17 protein-coding genes and 3 tRNA genes are annotated in these 20213 nt (G+C 58.8%); 8 read left to right on the top strand and 12 right to left on the bottom strand.

The genetic code is table 11. From position 1 onward, the window contains the following. Positions 1–13 precede the first annotated feature (13 nt). From AAFM46_RS15335 to AAFM46_RS15360, 6 genes are all read right to left on the bottom strand, one after another. Positions 14–676 (bottom strand): LPXTG cell wall anchor domain-containing protein, encoded by a 663-nt coding sequence (locus AAFM46_RS15335; RefSeq protein WP_343318681.1) that lies wholly within the window; start codon positions 674–676, stop codon positions 14–16. Further along, positions 673–1221: a signal peptidase I gene (locus AAFM46_RS15340; RefSeq protein ID WP_343318682.1), complete on the bottom strand. Its 549-nt coding sequence runs from the start codon at positions 1219–1221 to the stop codon at positions 673–675. The genes AAFM46_RS15335 and AAFM46_RS15340 overlap by 4 nt, the downstream gene beginning before the upstream one ends. Before the next feature lie 23 nt (positions 1222–1244). Next, entirely contained in the window at positions 1245–1790 is a 546-nt protein-coding gene (locus tag AAFM46_RS15345; protein ID WP_343318683.1) for an alternate-type signal peptide domain-containing protein, read from the bottom strand. Positions 1791–2304: 514 nt separating this feature from the next. Further along, positions 2305–2380 (bottom strand) — tRNA-Phe (locus AAFM46_RS15350). 58 nt (positions 2381–2438) lie between these two features. Beyond that, positions 2439–2512 (bottom strand) — tRNA-Asp (locus tag AAFM46_RS15355). A 118-nt stretch (positions 2513–2630) separates the two neighbouring features. Beyond that, positions 2631–2703 (bottom strand) — tRNA-Glu (locus AAFM46_RS15360). Between the two features lie 183 nt (positions 2704–2886). On the opposite strand from AAFM46_RS15360, the gene AAFM46_RS15365 reads away from it, so the two are divergent. Continuing rightward, positions 2887–3294, top strand: coding sequence for a metallopeptidase family protein (locus AAFM46_RS15365; protein ID WP_343318684.1), 408 nt, complete (start codon positions 2887–2889; stop codon positions 3292–3294). Between the two features lie 163 nt (positions 3295–3457). Further along, positions 3458–4957, top strand: coding sequence for a C40 family peptidase (locus AAFM46_RS15370; protein ID WP_343318685.1), 1500 nt, complete (start codon positions 3458–3460; stop codon positions 4955–4957). Between the two features lie 105 nt (positions 4958–5062). Here AAFM46_RS15370 and AAFM46_RS15375 read toward each other — a convergent pair whose 3' ends face one another. Then, positions 5063–6067: a universal stress protein gene (locus AAFM46_RS15375; protein ID WP_283529106.1), complete on the bottom strand. Its 1005-nt coding sequence runs from the start codon at positions 6065–6067 to the stop codon at positions 5063–5065. A gap of 235 nt (positions 6068–6302) precedes the next feature. Between AAFM46_RS15375 and AAFM46_RS15380 the strand changes: the two genes are divergently transcribed. The 3 genes from AAFM46_RS15380 (at position 6303) to AAFM46_RS15390 (ending at position 9616) form a co-directional block, all read left to right on the top strand. Beyond that, positions 6303–7601 carry an amino acid deaminase/aldolase gene (locus AAFM46_RS15380; protein ID WP_343318687.1) on the top strand — a complete coding sequence of 433 codons (1299 nt, stop codon included), beginning with the start codon at positions 6303–6305 and terminating at the stop codon, positions 7599–7601. Further along, complete coding sequence (locus tag AAFM46_RS15385; protein WP_343318688.1) at positions 7598–8917, top strand: D-arabinono-1,4-lactone oxidase; 1320 nt, start codon at positions 7598–7600, stop codon at positions 8915–8917. The genes AAFM46_RS15380 and AAFM46_RS15385 overlap by 4 nt, the downstream gene beginning before the upstream one ends. 75 nt (positions 8918–8992) lie before the next feature. Continuing rightward, the gene (locus AAFM46_RS15390) at positions 8993–9616 is read left to right on the top strand and encodes an FAD-binding protein (RefSeq protein ID WP_343318689.1); all 624 of its coding nucleotides are present in this window, start codon (positions 8993–8995) and stop codon (positions 9614–9616) included. A 76-nt stretch (positions 9617–9692) separates the two neighbouring features. Here AAFM46_RS15390 and AAFM46_RS15395 read toward each other — a convergent pair whose 3' ends face one another. After that, positions 9693–10307, bottom strand: a complete 615-nt coding sequence (locus tag AAFM46_RS15395) for a copper resistance CopC family protein (RefSeq protein WP_343318691.1) — start codon at positions 10305–10307, stop codon at positions 9693–9695. Between the two features lie 182 nt (positions 10308–10489). Here AAFM46_RS15395 and AAFM46_RS15400 point away from each other — a divergent pair, with 182 nt between their 5' ends. Continuing rightward, the gene (locus tag AAFM46_RS15400) at positions 10490–11944 is read left to right on the top strand and encodes an NCS2 family permease (RefSeq protein WP_283529095.1); all 1455 of its coding nucleotides are present in this window, start codon (positions 10490–10492) and stop codon (positions 11942–11944) included. A 111-nt stretch (positions 11945–12055) separates the two neighbouring features. Next, a complete protein-coding gene (gene hutG / locus AAFM46_RS15405) occupies positions 12056–13033 on the top strand; it encodes a formimidoylglutamase (RefSeq protein ID WP_343320468.1) in 978 nt (325 codons plus the stop codon). Between the two features lie 27 nt (positions 13034–13060). Here the strand turns inward: hutG and AAFM46_RS15410 are convergent, their stop codons facing one another. The 3 genes from AAFM46_RS15410 to AAFM46_RS15420 form a co-directional block, all read right to left on the bottom strand. Continuing rightward, positions 13061–15049, bottom strand: coding sequence for an ABC transporter ATP-binding protein (locus AAFM46_RS15410; RefSeq protein WP_343320469.1), 1989 nt, complete (start codon positions 15047–15049; stop codon positions 13061–13063). Positions 15050–15108: 59 nt separating this feature from the next. Continuing rightward, a complete protein-coding gene (locus tag AAFM46_RS15415) occupies positions 15109–16839 on the bottom strand; it encodes an ABC transporter ATP-binding protein (protein WP_343318694.1) in 1731 nt (576 codons plus the stop codon). 142 nt (positions 16840–16981) lie between these two features. Beyond that, positions 16982–18082, bottom strand: a complete 1101-nt coding sequence (locus AAFM46_RS15420; protein WP_343318696.1) for an NADH:flavin oxidoreductase/NADH oxidase — start codon at positions 18080–18082, stop codon at positions 16982–16984. Between the two features lie 104 nt (positions 18083–18186). Between AAFM46_RS15420 and AAFM46_RS15425 the strand changes: the two genes are divergently transcribed. Then, positions 18187–18504 carry an ArsR family transcriptional regulator gene (locus tag AAFM46_RS15425; protein WP_283529087.1) on the top strand — a complete coding sequence of 106 codons (318 nt, stop codon included), beginning with the start codon at positions 18187–18189 and terminating at the stop codon, positions 18502–18504. A gap of 40 nt (positions 18505–18544) precedes the next feature. Here AAFM46_RS15425 and hutH read toward each other — a convergent pair whose 3' ends face one another. After that, positions 18545–20116 carry a histidine ammonia-lyase gene (gene hutH / locus AAFM46_RS15430; protein WP_343318697.1) on the bottom strand — a complete coding sequence of 524 codons (1572 nt, stop codon included), beginning with the start codon at positions 20114–20116 and terminating at the stop codon, positions 18545–18547. Between the last annotated feature and the right edge of the window lie 97 nt (positions 20117–20213).

A 20213-nucleotide genomic window follows, 5' to 3' on the forward strand; every position in this document is an offset into this window, starting at 1 on the left:
CCCAGGGCGTGGTTCAGTGTGATGGCCCATGCTTGCTCTCCTCTCGCTTGCGTATCCCCAGTACTGCCATGCCGACCCCGATGGCAGTTCCGGCAGCCAGGATTAACCAGTGGAGGCCTGACGTTCCCGTCTGGGGAAGGGGCCCCGTGGATTCTTCGTCGTCAGCCCTTGGCGCCTCAGGATTTTCGATTGCGACTTGTGCATCGGAAAGTATCACGCGAAAATTCAGTGCCAATTCTTTGTTCTGAGAGCGGTTCGGTGAGTTCGAATCAAAATACGCGCGCACCTCGACTTTACTTACCTCTCCAGCAGGCAACTCATCGTTGTTCAACCGGAAGTTTTCCTCCGTGTGCTCCAAGTCCACCCAATCACCTGAAGCAAGGCGCGCCGAGAGTCTGATGTCCTCATAGACCATGAGGTGATCTCGATCGACGGCGGTAACTGCGATCGTGAGGGTCGCTCCACCCTCAGCCTGGTTGCGGACATAAAAGACTTCTACCTCAAAGTCGCCGGGAACCCAGCGTACTGTGGGTTCGAACAAGGGCTCGCTCAACTGCTCCGACCAGACGTCACCGTCCCAGCTGACATGAAACTCATCGGATGCTTGCGCGGCAGACGCCGCCAAACAGAAGAGGATGGCGGTAAGACCCAAAACACTCCAGAGGCGGCGCTTCAAGAGTCGGCCGTGGTTCTGCGGTGACCTCCGCGATCTCGGATGGCTCCGATGAGTTCGAACGCCGCATACCCAAGGAGGAGTGCAGCCACGACATAGACCGCCATCTGTCTCTCCTCTCGGGCGAGCATGTTGTTGACGTACCCTAGGTGCGGCACCGCGTACCACTTCTGTCCTTTGATCTGTATTGGTTTGACCCAATTCTCGTCAGGAACTTTGTTGGCATCTCCCTGAGTCTGAAACCGCAGGCCGCCCTTACTGTTGAAGCCTTGAGACACCACACGGTGGGTAACATTGGTCGCCTTGCCTGATTCGAGTTGGTAGGTGATGACCGAGCCGATGCTGATTTTGTCAGCATCAACCGGTCTCACCACCACCAGGGTGCCGGGAGGCAGCTCCGGTTGCATCGACCCGGTGAGGATCGTGTACGGTGTTGCGCCAGCGATCCTCGGGATTATCACCGCCACCACCACGCTCGCTGCCACCGAAAGGATCAGCAGCCACGCAAGAACCTGCCCGAACCAGCGAAAAAAGGACCGGACGACCATCGCTCAGCCCACGATACGAAGACTCAGGACTCAGTCTGAGTCAGTGAAACCGTGATGTCGTTCAAGGTAGCTAAGATGCCTTGCGTGTCGTTGAGATTGACACTGGCCGCATCCCCGAACGGAAACGCAACCTGGATCGTGGCCGTGACAGTTTCCCCGTTATTAGCAGAAGTTATTGTGGCGCCAGTCGGCAAGCCACCCGTGGTGTAACTTGCTGTGGCGGTTGCCTCGAGTGAGGGGGCATCCGGGGTGGTTGTGAAGGTTACCTCCGGAGGGACTACAAGGCCCGCCTCTAGGTTGTCACCGGTTGCAGTGATCGTGAACGTGCATACTTTGGAAATCGTGTCACCTGGAACAATCAGCGCCGCAGTTTCACCTGCTCCGGCATTACCAACCGCATATACCCAGTCTGGGCCGCATTCCGGCTCACCCAGAGCCAGGGTTCCGGTGGTCACCGCCCCACCGTTGATGACCGATGAGTCGCTCCAGAAAGCCAGCGTTCCGAGACCACCGAGCAGCAAGACTCCTGCGGCACCTGCCGCAATGGCACCTTTGGTCAACTTATTCATGAGCTCTCCCCTTACCCGTGAACCCCACGGCATCGTGGGGTTCCTATCGACGTTACGGCACCGAGCGAGGGAAAGCGAACATCCTTGAGCTAACGTATGCTGCTGGGCCCCAATTGCCCGGACGCGTTCCGGTCCAGCTCTTCCAACATTTATGCTCACGCTGTTCACCCGAAAACGGCACCGCATCCAGAGTGTCCGAGCGGTTGGGCTTAGCCGCTGCCAAGCACTGAGCGGGTGACATCGGGACGATCAGAATGCCACAGCTGACCGATGCGAACGCAGCTTACATAGAAACTTTGCTTGTGGTTCACACGGATTCTCCGTACACCGCCATTGCGGGCGGTCCGTCATAGTAGGTGTGTAGTCTGCTCTGTTTGTAGCAGGCTGCGCTGTGGCGTCTAAGGGCCCGCGCGGCGTTGTGGGGGCTGATTTTGGCCGCTAACCCCTAACCCCCGACTAGCCCTGGGATCCTGGCAGGTTAAACGAGAAAGACCCCGATTTCTCGGGGTCTTACTGGTGGCTCCGACCGGCGTCGATCCGGTGACCTTTCGATTTTCAGTCGAACGCTCTACCAACTGAGCTACAGAGCCTTGGTGATCTGAAAATCCTCGTCACCAGATCCTCTTGCACTAGTCAAGAAAACCAAAGCGACCCTGACGGGACTCGAACCCGCGACCTCCGCCGTGACAGGGCGGCGCGCTAACCAACTGCGCTACAGGGCCATACTTAATTACTGTATTTTGTTTCAAACAACTTGCTTCAAACAACGCTTTCGCGTAATTTTCACGATCTATAGCGTACCAGCAATTTTTTCACCGGCTAACCACTTACTCGTAAAAGTACCCCCAACGGGATTCGAACCCGTGCCGCCGCCGTGAAAGGGCGGTGTCCTAGGCCGCTAGACGATGGGGGCCTAGTCATCCTTCAGACCGCCGCGTTGTTTCCAGCGCTTCGGTTTGAAGTGGACTCCAAAAACTATAGAGCCTATTTACCCAGAACACAAAACGGCCATCCACCCCACCCGGTTGCACAGTTCAAAATAGCTGAAATGTGCCAAGGATCTGGCGTTGCCGCAACCACTCATTAAGCTGGGGGTATGCCTGAAAATCCACTTGCCAGCATCCCCTCTTTCGCCCCGTTCACCATGGATGAACAGGAGTTTGACGCCGCCGTGGAAGCGGCTATTGAAAGGATCCCAGAAGAGCTGCGCGGGAAGATGAACAACGTGGCGATTCTTATCTGCGATGACTACGTCCCCGAACCGGGCGAGGATCCCACAGCGGTGTTGCTTGGGTTATATGAAGGAACGCCTCTGACTGAACGTGATGCGTGGTGGGACTCGGGATCCCTGCCTGACCGCATCACGATCTTCCGCCACCCGATCATGGGAATCTGCCAGAACCGTGAGGAAGTCATTCATGAAGTCACCGTGAGCGTGGTCCATGAGATCGCTCACCACTTTGGGATCAGCGACGCGCGTCTACATGAGCTCGGCTGGGGATAAATGACACCAATGTGATTCATGTTGCCCATGGTGCTCATGTTGCCAAGGCCTCTTCGGAGCCGTAAGGTCTGATGAGCTGGGCAAGTTTGTTCGCAAGCGCTTCCCTGCCCCACGGCCCGCAGCAATGCGCCACTTATCTACCGATCTGCAGTAAGGCAATTGGATGACTATGCGTTATTTGGTTCGCGGTACAACGGCACTGGCGTGTGCTGTTCTCACCTCAACGGCACTGCTATCCCCCGCACTTGCCGCCCCCGCTGCTGCAGATGCCCCTTCTTCCGCCTTTGGGCCCGGCGCTCTCAGTACGACGGCGTGGCAACAGTTGGCGCTGCGCCCGTTCAGTCCCGCCGTTCCCAGCGCAGATGACATCACCGAAGCCAAGCAATCCGAAAGTGCCACTGCTGTTGCTTCGGCGCAGCTAGATGCGATTATCAGCTCAGCGAATGACAAACTTCAAGCTTCAACCCTCGCCGCCATGGGCGCCAACAGCTCTTACACAAACGCTTTGGTGATTATGGAGCAGCGAGAAGCTGAAGCGCAGACGGCCAAGGCAAAATCCGAGGCAGCCACCAGCGCCAGCAAGTTGGCCCAAGCCCAGCTGGGGCAACTGGCAGGTAGCCTGTACAAAAATGGCGGGCTTGACCTTAGCGTGCAAAGCTTCCTGGCCAGCTCCGATGCTGACAATGCCATGTATCAAGCGTCAACGCTGATGGCGTTGAGCACCAATCGGGCCCACACCTTTGACACCGCCAAGGCATCTGCGGCAACTTCGGCAGCACTTGACGCCCAAGCCGTGGCATCACGGAACGCGGCCGACGATGCCATTGCCGACGCAAAAGCCTCACACACACAAGCCCAGTCAGCTGCCGACGCACAGGCCGGGATCATCGCTGAAAACCAGGCACAGCGAGATGTCCTGCTGCAAAGAATGGCCGCTTTGCACAACACCACCGTGGCGTTGGAAGGCGCCCGTGTGGATGAACTGGCTCGTCAAGCACAGGAAGCGGCCCTGAAGCAGCAAATCGCCGAATCAACCAGCGCCCCTGAACCACTGCGCCCCCCGGCAAATGAACTACTCCCTGCCGGTAATATAATTACCCGCCCACTGCCTGTGCAACCGCAGGCACCCAACCGGCCTGCCCCGCCTGCCCCGACAGTCCCCAAACCACCAGCGCCTCAACCACCAGCACCGGCCCCCGCACCAGTTCCCAGGCCACCGGCACCAAAACCGCCCGCTCCGGCTCCCGCACCGGTTCCCAAGCCGCCAGCGCCAGCGCCAGCCCCGTCAGGCTCGCACACGCAGGTCATGGTCAACTACGCTATGTCCAAAATTGGCGGGCCCTACCAGTGGGGCGGCAATGGCCCCACTGCGTTTGACTGCTCCGGGCTGGTGCAGCAGGCCTTTGCCTCCGCTGGCATCGCGGTCCCTCGCCAAGGCAGCGACCAGTTCTGGGCCGCACCGCAACGAGTCCCGCTCTCCCAGATGCGGTACGGGGATTTGCTGGTGTTTGACGACAACGGAGCCGGCCGGTTTGGCCACATCGCTATTTACATTGGTAATAACCAGGTGGTTCAGGCCCTAAATCCAAGCCAGCCTTTGGGTATCACATCGCTGTCCTGGATGTCAGGTATGAGCTTGTACCCCTATGCGGCCAGGTACTAAAAGGCTGGTTCGCAAAAGTCAAGGATCAAATAACTGAGGCGCTTTGCTCCATGGATTTCATGGAGCAAAGCGCCTCAGTTATTTCTGTGCAAGATCTCCGAATTTTCAGGCCTGCAAGAGTGGACCAAATGCTGAACGGTCGCCCAGACGCGGGTCTTCATTGTCGCGAACAACCATGATGGGGCCCTTGGCATGGTGCCGGACTCCATCCGTGGTTGAGCCAAGGAGCATGCCGGCGAACCCGCCCCGCCCGCGAGTACCCATCACGACTAATTCCGACGTTGCCGAGGCAGTGACCAGTGCGTCAACTGCCGATCCCTCGAGCAGCACAACCTCAATGGGAAGTTTCGGGAAGTGGTTGCGAAGCCATTTCTCGCCAGCATCCAGCTGGCCCTGAATTTCTACGAACAGGGCTTCCCGATCCACAGGTGCCGGCATCCACGCAAGTGAGCCGGTGTACGGCTGGACTGCGCAAATAATACGCAGTGTGCTGCCAGCCCGTTCGGCCGCCTCGGCGGCAAGCAGGACGGCGTAGCGCGCCTGATCTGAACCATCAACGCCGGCCGTGATGACCTTCTCAACCTTCGAATCGGCTTTTTCACCCTCAGGGCCCTCCCCAAGGCGTGGCGCACAACTCAGGGGCACTGTCACAGTGGGGCATTTGGCGTGCGCCGGAAGCGCTGTGCTGACGTTGCCAAGAAGCCGCCCGAGAAAGCCGCCGCGGCCACGTGAACCAAAGACCAGTAACTCCGCAGTTTCGCTTAACTCAAGCAGCACCCCTGCGGCGTCACCGTTTTCAACGCGTGCGTCGATCTGAATGTCCAGGTGGGCAATCTTCGCGGCCGCCTCACGAAGGACAGCTTCGGCGCCTTGGCGGATAACGTCGTCGTCCACTGTGGCATATCCACCGTCGAGCCCTGAGGCAGCGAAAATAGGCACTGTGTAGGCGGTGACCAGATGCAACGGAAGATTCCGTGCCTTGGCTTCCCGGGCGGCCCATATCAGGGCACAATTGCTTTGTTCGGACCCATCAATACCAACAACGATTCCTGTGGGACTGGGAACCTCCGTAGGCGATGCGCCCTGCAGGTTTTCTTCTGGGCTACTCATGCTGCGCCTCCTGGTTCTGGTATGCCGGAGGGTACACAAACGCCGTGGCGCCTCCCCTTCGCGGCCTGTACTTGTGACTATTGCGGGTTCGGCTTGGCTCGTCAAGTTCCACCTCGAGGCGGCCATGGCCTGGCAGTGCGTGCCCACTGCTCTTACCCATCGCCAAACACATGCCCGCTTATGCAAGACATATGCAAGAGTTGAGACCTGAACCACACTGAGAAAGTAGGCGACGATGCTGGAGTTACTTGTTCCGTTCCTTGCCCGTGGGCGCGCCGGCGAGGGCGCCCCTGCAACTATCTGGGCTGACGCAGATGCTGCATGCAGGGGATTATCCGCTCCGATGGCGGTTTTGGATATCCAAGCTCTGTCCTTCAATGCCGGGTCATTGCTGCGCCGGGCGGCCGGGAAGCCCATCCGTCTGGCTAGTAAATCGATCCGTAGCAAAGAAGTGCTCCGAGCCCTATTGAAACAGCCCGGATTTGCAGGAATTTTAGGATTTACTTTGCCCGAAGCCTTATGGCTTGCAACTGATCCCTCAAACGTTTTCACTGACATTGTTGTTGCGTATCCCACGGCTGATACCCAAGCCCTGCAAGCATTGGCCGCTGATCCTCTCGCCTGCGAGCGCGTGACGCTCATGGTTGACTCCACCGAACAACTGGAGTGGATGAATGCCACGTTGGCAGGACAGTTCCAAAGCGCCCCCATCCGGCTCTGCCTGGACTTGGACGCATCCTGGCGGCCCACGGTTCGGGGCCGGACCGTAGGACACATTGGTGTGTACCGTTCACCCTTGCGCACAGGTGCCGACGCCATCGCGCTGGCCCTGGCGATTGGTGGCTACCGTCACGGTTCCGCGCCACGCTTCAGACTTGCCGGCATCATGGCCTACGAGGCCCAAGTTGCGGGTTTGCAGGACAAACCACGTTCAAGCAACAAGGTGGCAGACGCAGCCAAAGCCGCTGTTCTGCAGCAAATGCAGCGCGCCTCCATGACTGAAATAACCCAGCGACGTGCCAACGTCGTGGCAGCTGTGCGCAACGTTGCCGAATTAGAATTCGTCAATGGCGGAGGTACCGGCAGCATCGAGCTAACAAGTGCCGATGACTCTGTGACGGAACTTGCCGCGGGGTCAGGCTTTTTTGGTCCGGCCCTCTTTGACGGTTATTCACGCTTCATGCCAGCCCATGCCGTTGGCTTCGCCGCCCCTGTGGTGCGCCGGCCCGGACCTGAAATTGTCACAGTGCTTGGCGGAGGGTGGATTGCCTCGGGGCCCACCGGCCCGGATAGGTCCCCCGTGCCGGTGTATCCGCCCGGACTCTCAACCATCGGCACAGAAGGCGCCGGTGAGGTGCAAACCCCACTGCGCGGTTCTGCCGCCGCGCAGCTGTGTATTGGCGATAATGTTTGGTTCAGGCACGCCAAGTCCGGGGAGGTTTGTGAACATGTGGATGCCTTGGAACTGCTCGACGGCGGCCAACGAGTGGGTTCAGCACGTACCTACCGTGGCGAAGGGAAGGCTTTTGTATGAGTGGTGCTAGGCGTCAGTGGCGTAATTGGGCCGGGGATCAGCGCTGCAGACCTACTGCCGTAGCGTGGCCTAGCACCGTGGGAGAGCTCTGCTCACTGGTTGCCGAGGCCGGGGCCTCCGGGCATACCATCAAAGCGGTGGGTGCCGGGCACAGCTTCACGGATATTGCCTTAACGAACGGTGTGCAAGTGCGCCTTGACTCGCTCACCGGGCTCTTGAACGTGGACCGCGACGCTAAACTCATCACCTTATGGGGCGGCACGCGCCTGCACCAGATACCTGCCCTGCTGAAGCCCTACGGGCTGGCAATGGAGAACCTGGGTGATATCGATGCACAGTCAATCTCCGGAGCCATCTCCACCGGGACGCACGGTACGGGACTGAAATTTGGTGGTATCGCCACACAAGTGCGGGCGCTGACGTTGGTTACGGGGACCGGAGAGGTGCTGCATTGCTCCGCCACGCACAATGCCGAGATATTCGCCGTCGCCCGGGTTGGCCTCGGAGCCCTGGGCATCATCACCGCAGTCACCCTGCAATGCGTTGACGCCTTCATGCTGCACGCGGTTGAGCGTCCTGAACCGTTGGCCGAGGTGCTTCAAAGCCTGGCTGAACGCAACGCTACGCATGATCACTTCGAGTTTTACTGGTTTCCGCACACCGAGATCGCACTCACTAAGAGCAATACCCGGCATGCACCGGGCACTTTGCCGGACGGTGTCCGCCCCCTAAGTGTGTCCTCACACATAGTGGATGATCTGATTGTTTCAAACACCCTCTTTTCTGCGCTGTGCAACGTCACAGGCAAAATGCCCAAGACCATTCCACGGGTCAACAGGCTGGCATCTACTTTGACCGGACACAGGGAGTTTGGCGATGCCTCACACAAGGTGTTTACTACATCCCGGACAGTCCGTTTTCGGGAAATGGAGTATGCCTTACCGTTGGAGAGCATTCCAGCAGCGCTGCGGGATCTTAAGGCAATGATTAACCGGCGCGGGTTGCAGATTTCATTCCCTGTGGAGGTGCGCAGCGCTGCTGGTGACGACATAGCCTTATCCACAGCCAATCAACGCCCAAGTGGGTATATAGCCATCCACCAGCACATCAATTCAGAGCACAGCGAGTACTTCCAAACGGCGGAAGAAATTTTCCGCTCTTACGCCGGACGCCCGCACTGGGGCAAGTGGCATTTCCTCCATTCGAAAGACTTTAGCCAGCTCTACCCAGACCTTGAAAAGTTCTGTAAAGTTCGAAATGTTCTCGATCCCAAACGCGTGTTTTCCAACGCATACCTGGACCGGGTACTACCCTGATATTCATCAAGGCATCACCTGGTTCACGGGTGGCGCCACCCGTCTGTTCCGTTACCGTTGGTGGAGGCATGAGCCATGATTGCTGCGACTTTGACTGCCAATTCCCCGGCGGCCCGGTCTGGCGCACCTGAGGTAACCTCCACCATTGTGATTGGTTCAGGATTCTCCGCGTTGGCTGTGGCTGCCGAACTCAACAGGCAGGGTGTTAAGGCAATCGTTGTTGATACTTTTTGTCCCTTAAAGCAATCCGCGCCGCTGCAAGCCACCACCGGCGGCATCAGCTTGGACGCACTCAGTGAGCGCAGTGAAATTGTTCGTTTACTTGAGCACTACGCTCGTCGAAACAGTCTTGATATCCGCCCTGAAACTCAGGCATTGGAGCTTACCCGGGTACACCAGAGCGTGGCCGCGCAACAGCAATGGCGCGTGCATACATCCAACGGGACTTTGAGCGCACACAGCGTAGTTTTCACCCGTGGCGCGTTGAGCCAGCTGGGCCGCGTGCTGCACAGCATGGGTGTTACAACGGCAACCGACGTCCGCTCGGGTATGCATTCCTTGGGTTTGTATCTGGTGGGTGTTGGCGACCTGGCAATCCCCACAACGCAGGAAATACTGCATCAGGCAAAACGTGCCAGCCAGTCGATCTCCACACGCGTCGCCGCCCGCGAACTGGGCACTCACGCAGTAGTGGCTTAGCCCAACCAGTCATTCCCAGCAGTATCTGCCCTCGCTGGGGAAGGTGCGTGCCGGGGAAGGTCAGTGCTGGGGAAGGTCAGTCTTCCCTGGACAAACGCCGTCGAGCAACAACTACCATGGCCACAACCACGCCAATCAAGACAGCAATAAGGCCGATTACACTCCACGGCACGGCGGACTCATCCTGTGTTTGTTGCGGCGCGGCTTCCGGGGCAGGTTCCACCGATGCCACCGGACCGGCAACAGCACCCGGTGCAGCTGTGCTGGTTGAGGCGGTTTTCGCGCTAAAGCTGAATTCGCCCTCAACGGGGTGGGAATCGGAGGACACCAGACGCCACTTCACGGTGTATTTACCTGCTGGAGCACCAGTACGTATGTTTTGGCTGGCAATCTGATCTAAAACATCTACTTCCCCGCTAGCCCAGTTGGTACCAGCATCGTCAACAACCAGAACCTGTGAACCAATCACGGCAGGGGTGTTGCTCATGCTGATTTCAACATTTTCAGGCATGCTCTCCACGGTTGAGCCATTCGTCGGTGCAGTGCCTGTGACAACGTCATGGGCACTGGCCATTGTCGATGAACCAAGCAGCAAAAACAGCACAGCCATGGCTCCTGCAAAGCTGCGTCGCACAAGCCTGTGCAGCGAAAGATTCGTCTCATTCCGGCGATGACCTACAGGACTGTTCACAGCGCAATATCCTTCGATAGATTCAGGGAAGCTATCACACGCTACCCCAAGATTATGTGAGTAGCCGCAAAGTTGGGGCACCCGAGGCGACTATGCCTGAGCCAATAAATTGCCCCATGCCTTTAGCAGCTAGAATTTGTGGGAATAACCTTTTTCATTTCACTTCGCCCGGAGGGCTCCTTATGGCAACGAAGACGGCTACCCGCTTGTCTGCGGTCGACAAATATTTCATGATCACCGAACGCGGCTCGAACTACTCAAGGGAAATCCGCGGTGGTTTTGCGACCTTCTTTGCCATGAGCTACATCGTGGTGTTGAACCCGCTGATCCTTGGTGGTGCGGACGCCACTGGTGGTGAGCTGGGGCTGGAGCGCGTAGCCGCCGTCACAGCTTTTGTTGCAGGTATCCTGACCATCCTGATGGGAGCCTGGGCTAAACATCCCTTCGCGCTGGCAGCCGGACTGGGCGTTAATGCGTTTGTGGCCGTCACAGTTGCCACCAACCCGGGCCTGACTTGGCCGGACATGATGGGTCTTGTGGTGCTCTCCGGTATCACCATGTTCATCTTGGTGCTTACAGGATTCCGCACAGCCGTCTTCAGAGCCGTCCCCGAAGGACTTAAAACCGCCATTGTGGTGGGCATCGGCATGTTTATTGCACTTATCGGTCTCGTTAATGCAGGCTTTGTCCGCCGTATTCCCGATGTTGCCGGCACAACAGTTCCCGTGGGACTGGGCTTCGATGGAAAACTCATGGGCTGGCCCACGTTGGTGTTTGTGGTTGGTTTGGTACTGACCATTGGCTTGGTAGTACGCAAGGTCAAGGGTGCAATCTTGATCGGCATTGTGGTGTCGACCATCCTTGCAAACATCTTGGAAATGACCCTCCACATCGGTCCTTCCTTTGACGGCGTCACCAGCAATCCGCAGGGCTGGTCACTTGTTTCCCCGCAGCTTTCGCAATGGTCCCTGCCCGATCTGTCGCTGTTGGGGCAGGTCAACCTCTTTGGTGCTTTCAGCAAGCTCGGAGCCCTTGCAGCGATTCTGCTCGCGTTTGTGATCCTGCTCAGTATCTTCTTTGACGCCATGGGAACCATGGTTGGGCTGGCCGCTGAAGCTGGAACACTCGACAAAGACGGCAACATTCCCAATGTGGACCGTGTGCTGCTAGTTGACGCATTTGGTGCGATCGCCGGCGGTGGCGCCTCTGCTTCCTCAAACCAGATCTACGTGGAATCCGGGGCCGGAATTGGTGAGGGCGCGCGAACCGGTTTGGCCTCTATCGTCACGGGTCTGCTGCTGCTGGTCGCCATGTTTGCCACTCCCCTGATCAAGCTGGTTCCTTTCGAAGCAGTGGCCCCGGCCCTGGTGGTGGTTGGATTCATGATGGTTTCCCAGGTGGGCAAAATCGATTGGTCCGATTGGGGCATTGGCATCCCCGCTTTCTTGACGTTTACGTTGATGCCCTTCACGTACTCGATCGCTAACGGTTTAGGCGCAGGTTTCATCGCTTTTGTGCTGATCCGCTTGTTCCAGGGCCGTGCACGCGAAATTCACCCGCTGATGTGGGCCGTTGCGGCAGCCTTCTTGCTGTTCTTTGGGATTGGCACGGTTGAAGCGCTGTTTGGCATCGGTTAGGAACTGACCAACTCAACCATGACGGGCGCCGCGACCGTGGAGTCTGCCCGGTGAGACAGCTCATTGCGTGCCGGGCTGGCATTTAACGGCGCCCTGATGTTCTCTGGAAGTATGGACTTTTCCCGGCTCACCATGGACGTTGCCCCTTCTGCGTGGACTGGAAGGAACGACGGCGACGGTCCCGCCCACCGCCGTTGGTGGCAAGCCGTGAAAATATCTGCGCAATCCTCCCTGGACGCCTCCCCGGACACCTCCCTGGACGCCTCGCTACCCGGCCCCGCCGCCCTGATGGGTTTCGCCTCGGATGCCGGCGTTCTGCGCAACCACGGGCGCACGGGAGCCGCCGCAGCCCCCGCCTCGATCCGCTCGGCGCTGGGCTCGCTGGCCTTCCACGGCGCCCGCTCCATCACAGACGCCGGCGACATTGTGGTTGCTGGTGACGGACTTGAGGACGGCCAGATCCGTGCCGGTGCGGCCCTCACGCAGATGCTCGACGCCGGTTACCTCACGTTCGTTCTTGGCGGGGGCCACGAGACCGCCTATGCCAGCTATCTGGGTGTGGCCGGCACAGCGGCTGTGCGCAACGGGGCCCGGCTCGGGGTATTGAACCTGGACGCCCACTTTGACTTACGTGCTGACCCAGCACCTAGCTCGGGCACACCGTTTCTACAGATGGCCCGCGCCGAAGCTGCCGCGGACCGGGAACTCAATTACGCCGTCGTCGGCATCAGTGAACCCAACAACACGCGCGCCCTTTTTGATACGGCTCATGAACTCGATGTGAAGTACCTGCTGGATGAGGACTGCAGCGATGAACGGAGTGCAGGGTTTGTTGATGCGTTTTTGGAAACCGTGGACATTGTGTACCTCACGATTGATCTGGATGTGCTCCCAGCCGCCGTGGCGCCCGGGGTTAGCGCCCCTGCAGCCTACGGGGTGCCTTTACCGGTGATCGCCGCCGTGTGCCGCCAGGTTGCAGCCAGTGGAAAGCTGTTCCATTTCGATGTTGCGGAGTTAAACCCGGAGTTTGACATCGATAACCGTACGGCCAAAGTTGCGGCCCGGCTGATCGACACCCTCTTGCGCTAAGTGGAAGTGGAGGGCAGCCCGTTAGCATCAGTGGGCTTGGGCTGTTACCTCGTCGTCCAGCTCATGACCACCTTGGAATTGGGTCTTGTAGAGCTTGTAGTACGCACCCCGACGGCTCAGCAATTCCTCATGGGTGCCGTGTTCAACGATGTCTCCATCTTCCATGACCAAAATCGCGTGAGCATCGCGGATGGTTGAAAGTCTGTGCGCAATCACAAATGAGGTCCTGTCAGTGCGCAGCGCGGCCATGGCATGTTGAACAAGCAACTCCGTGCGGGTGTCCACCGAGGACGTTGCCTCATCTAAGATCAACAACGATGGCTGGGCAATGAAGGCCCTCGCAATGGTGATGAGCTGGCGTTCACCGGCCGAGACCGTGCCCCCATCGGCATCGAGCACCGTGTCATATCCATCAGGAAGTTGCCGCACAAATCTGTCCACCATGGTGGCCTGGGCCGCCGCGATAATCTCCTCGTCGGTGGCCTCCAACCGACCGTAGCGAATGTTCTCCCGGATGGTGCCCTCAAACAGCCACGCGTCCTGAAGGACCATTCCCACTTGGGCTCTGACTTGTTCACGGGTCAGCGCCCGGGTATCCACCCCATCGAGCAGGATCCGCCCGCCGGTGACCTCGTAGAAGCGCATAACAAGGTTCACCAACGTTGTTTTGCCCGCACCGGTGGGCCCCACAATGGCAACTGTCTGCCCTGGTTCCACGGTGAAGGAGACATCGTTGATGAGCGGGGTCTGAGGTGAGTAACTGAAAGACACTTTCTCAAAACGTACGTGGCCGTCTGCTTGTTCGGGCAGCAACGCCGAGTCTTCTTCAGCTTCCTGCTCATCGGCGTCGAGAATCTCAAAGGTTCGCTCAGCCGAGGCCACACCCGACTGGATCATATTGGCAATGCCGGCCATCTCACCAATGGGTTGGGAAAACTCCCGCGAATACTGGATGAACGCTGTTGCATCACCCAACGTCATTTGCCCCGTGGCCACCCGCAGGCCGCCAACCACGGCCACCAGAACGTAGGAGAGGTAGGAGACAAACTGCATTGCCGGCATGATCATGCCTGAAACAAATTGGGCCCCAAAGGAAGCCTTGAACAGGTCCTCGTTGCGCTCATCAAATTCTTCCAGCATCTCCTTATCCCGGCCATACGCTCGAACAAGTTCAAGCCCAGAGAACGTCTCTTCAATGTGGCCGTTAAGTGAGCCCGTGTGCTTCCACTGCGCGGCAAAAAGTTTCTGCGAACGGGTCCCTATCACCCCAGCAATGACTGCCGAGAGTGGCAGGGCAATCAACGCGATCAACGCAAGCTGCCAAGACACTATGAACATCATGACGCCAATGCCTATAACCGTCAGTGCGGACTGCACCAGTTGCGAGAAAGCCTGCTGCAGGGCGGCCTGGATGTTATCAACGTCGTTGGTCACCCGAGACATCAGGTCCCCGCGCTGGCGGGTGTCAAAGTAGCCCAGGGGCAGCCGGTTGAGCTTGCGTTCAATGTCCTCGCGGAGGCGGAAGACAACCCGCATCACCAAGGCGTTCAGCAAATAACCCTGCAGCCACATGAGTGTTGAGGCCACCATGTACAGGGCTAATACAAAGACTATGAGCCGGCTCAGTTCAACAAAGTCGATGCCCGCACCGGGGGTCAGTGCGGTCTTTGCGAGCATGTCCGCGAACTGCTCGTTGCCGGCAGCTCGTTGCGCCTCCACCAGCGTCTGCAGCGGCACGCCCTGGGGCAGTTGCGAACCAATGACTCCGTTGAAGATCACATCCATGGCAGCACCGAGAATCTTAGGTGCAATGACGGTCAACACCACTGAGGCGGCAACGAACATGATCACCACAGAGAACATCATGCGCTCCGGGCGCAGCAGACCAACTAGCCGTTTCACGGCCGGCCAGAAATGTTCGGCTTTCTTCGCCGGAGTTCCACCAAACATGTCCCCATCAGCCTCTGTTGGCTTGTATTCGGAGACTAGTTCTTCATCAGCTTCGGCTTCCGCCATTGTGCGGGCATCCTGGGGTTTGGAATCGGCGGGTCCGTTTGCCTTATTTTTGCGCGCCATTACGCCACCCCCTCAACACTGAGCTGCGACTGCACAATCTCGCGATACGTTGCATTATCCGCAAGGAGCTCATCATGGGTGCCGGAGCCCACAATCTCACCGTTCTCAAGCACAATGATGTTATCCGCTTCCCTGATGGTTGCTATCCGCTGGGCAACAATGATCACTGTTGCTCCTTTGGTGGCAGCACTAAGCGATTCACGCAGCCGCTGATCGGTGGCCACGTCCAGGGCTGAGAAAGAATCATCAAACAGGAAAATTCGTGGTTGTGAAGCCAGCGCCCGGGCAATGCATAGCCGCTGCCGCTGGCCGCCTGAAACGTTGGTGCCGCCTTGGGAGATGCCAGTATTGAGCTGTTTGGGCTTCTGCTGCACAAAGTCTTTGGCCTGGGCCACCCGCAGAGCCTCCCACAGCTCGTCGTCGTCAGCTTCCGGCCGGCCAAATTTCAGGTTGGATGCCACCGTTCCCGAGAACAGGTACGGCTTTTGCGGCACCAGTCCCACAAGTTTCGCCAGCTGGCTCCGGCTGAGCTCACTAACATCCACACCGCCAATACGCACCGTGCCTTGCTGCGGATCAAAAAGCCGCGGAATCAGGTTCAACAGGGTGGACTTGCCCGAACCAGTGGAGCCCACAATCGCCGTCGTCGCCCCTTGCACCGCAGTAAAGCTCACGTTATTCAGCACGGGACGCTCAGCGCCGGGGTAACCAAAGGAAACGCAGGAAAATTCGACGGCGTGATTTTCCGGCAGAGTTCTCTCCTGCGGCACGGCCAGCGAGGGTTTGGCACTGAGCACCTCCTCCAGGCGCTCGGCCGAGATAGCTGCCCGGGGAATCATCATTACCATGAAGACGCCCATCATCACGGCCATCAGGATCTGCAGCAGATACTGCAGGAAAGCGGTCAGTGAACCGATCTGCATCTGTCCGGCATCCACACGGTGGCCGCCAAACCAGAGGACGGCGGCGGTGGCCAGGTGCAGGATCATCATGATCAGCGGGAACATGAGCACAAACAAGTTCCCCACGCGCACTGAGACACGGGTCAGCGCCAGGTTCGCGCCTCGGTAGCGTTCAGCCTCAAACTTCTCGCGCACAAAGGCACGGATCACCCGGATGCCAACAATTTGTTCACGCAGCACTGCATTGACGGTGTCAATCCGCTCCTGCATCTCACGGAACAACGGCAGCAGCTTAACCACCAGGAAACCAACCACCACAAACAGTAGAGGCACAGAAACCCACAGTAGCCAAGACAGCCCCACGTCTTCTCGCAAGGCCATGACGATCCCACCTACGCACATGATGGGCGTTGAAACCATGAAGTTCAGGGCCATCAGCACTAGCATTTGCACCTGCTGGACGTCATTGGTGTTGCGGGTGATCAGGGTTGCCGTACCGAACCGGGTGACATCCAGGGCTCCCAAGGCGTTGACCCGGTAATACACCTCACGCCGCAGATCGCGACCAATGGCCATGGCTGTGCGGGCACCAAAATAAATACCGCCAATCGCCGCCGCAACCTGCACGAAGCAGACAATAATCATCCGGACACCCGTTGACCAGATGAAATCGGTGTCACCCTTAGCGATACCTTGATCGATGATTTGCGCGTTAAGGCTGGGCAGGTACAGAGCTGCAATGGTTGCTATTAATTGCAGGAGGAGCACGGCGGCAATCCAGCGGCGATAGGGCCGGGCGTGGCGAATCGCCAACCGGAGAAGTGTCACGAGGGATCCCATTCGAAGTGATGTTTGATCTTTCGCTGTCTTCGAATATTATCCCCGCGCCACCAACCTCTGGCAACAGTGATGCCCGTTGCACACAGTTGCTTTTAAAGAATGTCAGCGCCTCAGGACGCCACCGAAGCCCTTAGACGGCGTAGTCGTACTGATGCATGAAACGGCCACGAGCGCCCAAAACCGCTGCGGCATTGTTGGCCCAGGAGGCATCTCGCAAGAGCGCCCGACCAATGAAGACGGCATCTGCAGAACCATTTTCTAGCAGTTGTGCTGCCGCAACCGGGTCAGTTATCCTTCCCACGGCGGCAACAGCCACGCCGCTGCTAGCTTTCAGCTGCGCTGCATTGAACGTTTGGTAGTCGTCCCGGTGCGGAATCTTCGCCGGAACCAAGCCACCCGAGGACGCATCGATCAAATCTGCGCCGTGCTCACGAGCCCAGCGTGAGAGCACAATTGAGTCCTCCAGCGTCCAGGCCTCACTGACATTGCCGTTGCTCTCCTGGTTTTCAGCCACCCAATCAGTGGAGGAGATGCGCAGGAATACGGGCTTCTCAGTAGGCCACACGTTCCGAACGGCATCGAGGACTTCAAGGACTATGCGGGCCCGATTTTCCAAGCTCCCGCCGTAAGCGTCCGTACGGATGTTGCTCAACGGGGACAGGAAAGAGTGCAGCAGATAGCCGTGGGCCGCGTGAATTTCAACCACTTGATAGCCAGCTGTAAGTGCCCTCCGCGCCGCCTCTGCCCACGCCGCAACGACGTCACCAATCTCCGCCACTGTCATGGCGGCTGGGTCGGCATAGCCGGGGAAGGCAACGCTACTAGGCGCCACCGTGTCCCAACCGCCGTCGGCTACCGCCACAGGTCCACCGCCAAACCAAGGCCGTTCCATAGACGCTTTGCGCCCCGCATGAGCCAGCTGGATCCCAGGGATGGAACCGGCATCGCTGATGGCACGTGCCAGTCTGCGGTGGGCGGAAATCTGAGTGTCGTCCCACAGCCCTAGATCGTAGGCAGAGATCCGTCCTTGCGCCGTCACCCCAGTGGCCTCAACCATGGCCAAACCAACACCACCTGCGGCGCGGGCAGCATAGTGAGCCAGATGGAAATCGTTTGGAGCACCCGCCTCCTTGCCCTCCGAGAGCGCGGAGTATGTGCACATCGGGGACATCCACACACGGTTGGGGATGGTGGTTCCCCGAATGGTCAGGGGCTCGAACAACTCAGTCATGCGCAGGATCTCCCATATGTTGGCATGTCTCATTCTTAGTACGAGCCTCATCGTAGTATGATGAAACTCGTACAAGCAAGCCGGAGGAAAGAGAGCAGCAATCAATGGTGTCCCCACGGAACCTTGAGCACCCCACCGCCGAAGAAATGAGTCTGGACTTAGTCCTATCCGCCCTGGCCGACCCCATCCGCCGCACCATCGTGGCGCAGTTGTCCTGTGGTCACGAGGACCAGCGATGCATTGCTTTCGCGCTGCCTGTGAGTAAATCAACCACCACACACCACTTTCGGGTACTGCGTGAGGCCGGCGTCATCTCCCAGCACTACCGCGGCACATCAATTCTAAACAACCTGCGCACAGCAGATCTGAACCTACGATTCCCTGGCTTACTGGATGCCGTCCTCGGGGCAGCGGCAGATTAAGCTGACGCCAGCCTCACTCCACCTATCAGCCTTTCCCGCTTTAGTTCAGCGGCCCAGTGGCTTTCTCTGCGGCAGCCCGGATGGCCCCGGAACCCACCAAGCGGTCCGCTTCCTCAAGTTCCGGGGATAAGAAGCGGTCACTACCAGGGCCCTGAACCGTTGCACGAAGCACCTCAAGCACTGCCGCGCCAGCTGGGCCGGGGAGCAATTCGCCGTCGGACATGGAAGTGCGCATGTCAATGGCGCGCGTGGCTGTGACCAGCTCGATGGCGAGCACCCGGCGGAGGTTTTCCACGGAACTACGCAACTTGCGAGCGGCATGCCAGCCCATGGATACGTGGTCTTCCTGCATGGCCGAGCTCGGGATGGAGTCCACGGATGCGGGCACGGCCAGACGCTTGGAATCGGAGACCAGACCTGCCTGCGTGTACTGGGCGATCATCAATCCTGAATCAACTCCGGGGTCACCGGCAAGGAACGCGGGCAAGCCGTGTGAGCGAGCCGGATCCAACATGCGGTCGGTACGGCGTTCGGCGATGGAGGCCACATCAGCGCAGACAATCGCCAAAAAATCCAACACATACGCCACCGGAGCGCCATGGAAGTTGCCGTTGGAGGACACGCGGCCGTCGGGAAGCACCACGGGGTTATCGATGGTGGCGGCAAGCTCGCGCGTGGCAACCATGAGTGCGTGATCCACTGTGTCGCGGGCGGCCCCGGCCACCTGCGGGGCGCAGCGCAATGAATAGGCGTCCTGCACGCGGGAGTCCCCTACACGGTGCGAGGCCACGATGGGTGAATTCGCCAGTACGGCCAGCATATTTTCGGCGCTAGCGGCCTGGCCGGGGTGCGGGCGCAGTTCCATGTGCAGTTCGGGCACAAACACCTGGTCGGTACCGAGCAGACCCTCCACACTGAGCGCGGCCGTGATATCCGCCGTCGTCAGCAGCATTTTTAGATCGGCGATGGCCATCAGGAGCATCCCAAGCATGCCGTCGGTGCCGTTGACAAGCGCTAAGCCCTCCTTCTCGGCCAGTTCGATCGGCGTGATACCGGCTTCGGCGAGCAGTTCGGGGACGGGGCGGATCTCGCCGTCGGGGCCGGCCGCCTCACCTTCACCCATAAGCACCAAGGCGCAGTGTGAGAGCGGTGCAAGGTCGCCGGAACAGCCCAATGAGCCAAATTCGCGGACCACAGGGGTAATTCCGGCGTTGAGTACATCCACCATCGTTTGGACCACAACGGGGCGGACCCCTGTGCGGCCACTGGCCAGGGTCTTGGCCCGCAGGAACATCAAGGCGCGCACCACCTCACGCTCCACGGCAGGGCCCATGCCCGCTGAGTGGGACCGGATGAGCGATTTTTGTAACTGCGTTCGCATGTCCGTCGGGATATGCCGGTTGGCCAAGGCACCGAAACCGGTGGAGATACCATAAGCAGGTGTCTCGGAGTGTGCCAGTTTTTCAATGTGCGCCCGAACGCGTTCCACGCCAGCCAGCGCCTCCGCACTGATCACCACCTGTGCGCCGTGGCGGGCAACAGCGATGACATCTTCGGGGGTGACGCCCGTGGATGAGAGTGTGACTTCTGGGGACTGTACGGCGGCGCTCATTGCGGAATCCTTTATGTTGCAGTGCTCTTGCCTTCAACTATGGCGCTTAACTGCCGCGAAATCTGCCCGTTGACGCGCAGGCTGTCCGGGATGCCAG

Source organism: Arthrobacter sp. TMP15 (genome assembly GCF_039529835.1).
Lineage (GTDB): Bacteria > Actinomycetota > Actinomycetes > Actinomycetales > Micrococcaceae > Specibacter.

Coding starts and splice junctions, on each gene's coding strand:
- AAFM46_RS15385 (WP_343318688.1), top strand. CDS start 7,598: ATGAGTGGTGCTAGGCGTCAGTGGCGTAATTGGGCCGGGGATCAGCGC.
- AAFM46_RS15390 (WP_343318689.1), top strand. CDS start 8,993: ATGATTGCTGCGACTTTGACTGCCAATTCCCCGGCGGCCCGGTCTGGC.
- hutH (WP_343318697.1), bottom strand. CDS start 20,116: ATGAGCGCCGCCGTACAGTCCCCAGAAGTCACACTCTCATCCACGGGC.
- AAFM46_RS15425 (WP_283529087.1), top strand. CDS start 18,187: ATGGTGTCCCCACGGAACCTTGAGCACCCCACCGCCGAAGAAATGAGT.
- AAFM46_RS15345 (WP_343318683.1), bottom strand. CDS start 1,790: ATGAATAAGTTGACCAAAGGTGCCATTGCGGCAGGTGCCGCAGGAGTC.
- AAFM46_RS15370 (WP_343318685.1), top strand. CDS start 3,458: ATGACTATGCGTTATTTGGTTCGCGGTACAACGGCACTGGCGTGTGCT.
- AAFM46_RS15375 (WP_283529106.1), bottom strand. CDS start 6,067: ATGAGTAGCCCAGAAGAAAACCTGCAGGGCGCATCGCCTACGGAGGTT.
- AAFM46_RS15400 (WP_283529095.1), top strand. CDS start 10,490: ATGGCAACGAAGACGGCTACCCGCTTGTCTGCGGTCGACAAATATTTC.
- AAFM46_RS15410 (WP_343320469.1), bottom strand. CDS start 15,049: ATGGCGGAAGCCGAAGCTGATGAAGAACTAGTCTCCGAATACAAGCCA.
- AAFM46_RS15420 (WP_343318696.1), bottom strand. CDS start 18,082: ATGACTGAGTTGTTCGAGCCCCTGACCATTCGGGGAACCACCATCCCC.
- AAFM46_RS15380 (WP_343318687.1), top strand. CDS start 6,303: ATGCTGGAGTTACTTGTTCCGTTCCTTGCCCGTGGGCGCGCCGGCGAG.
- AAFM46_RS15340 (WP_343318682.1), bottom strand. CDS start 1,221: ATGGTCGTCCGGTCCTTTTTTCGCTGGTTCGGGCAGGTTCTTGCGTGG.
- AAFM46_RS15365 (WP_343318684.1), top strand. CDS start 2,887: ATGCCTGAAAATCCACTTGCCAGCATCCCCTCTTTCGCCCCGTTCACC.
- hutG (WP_343320468.1), top strand. CDS start 12,056: ATGGACTTTTCCCGGCTCACCATGGACGTTGCCCCTTCTGCGTGGACT.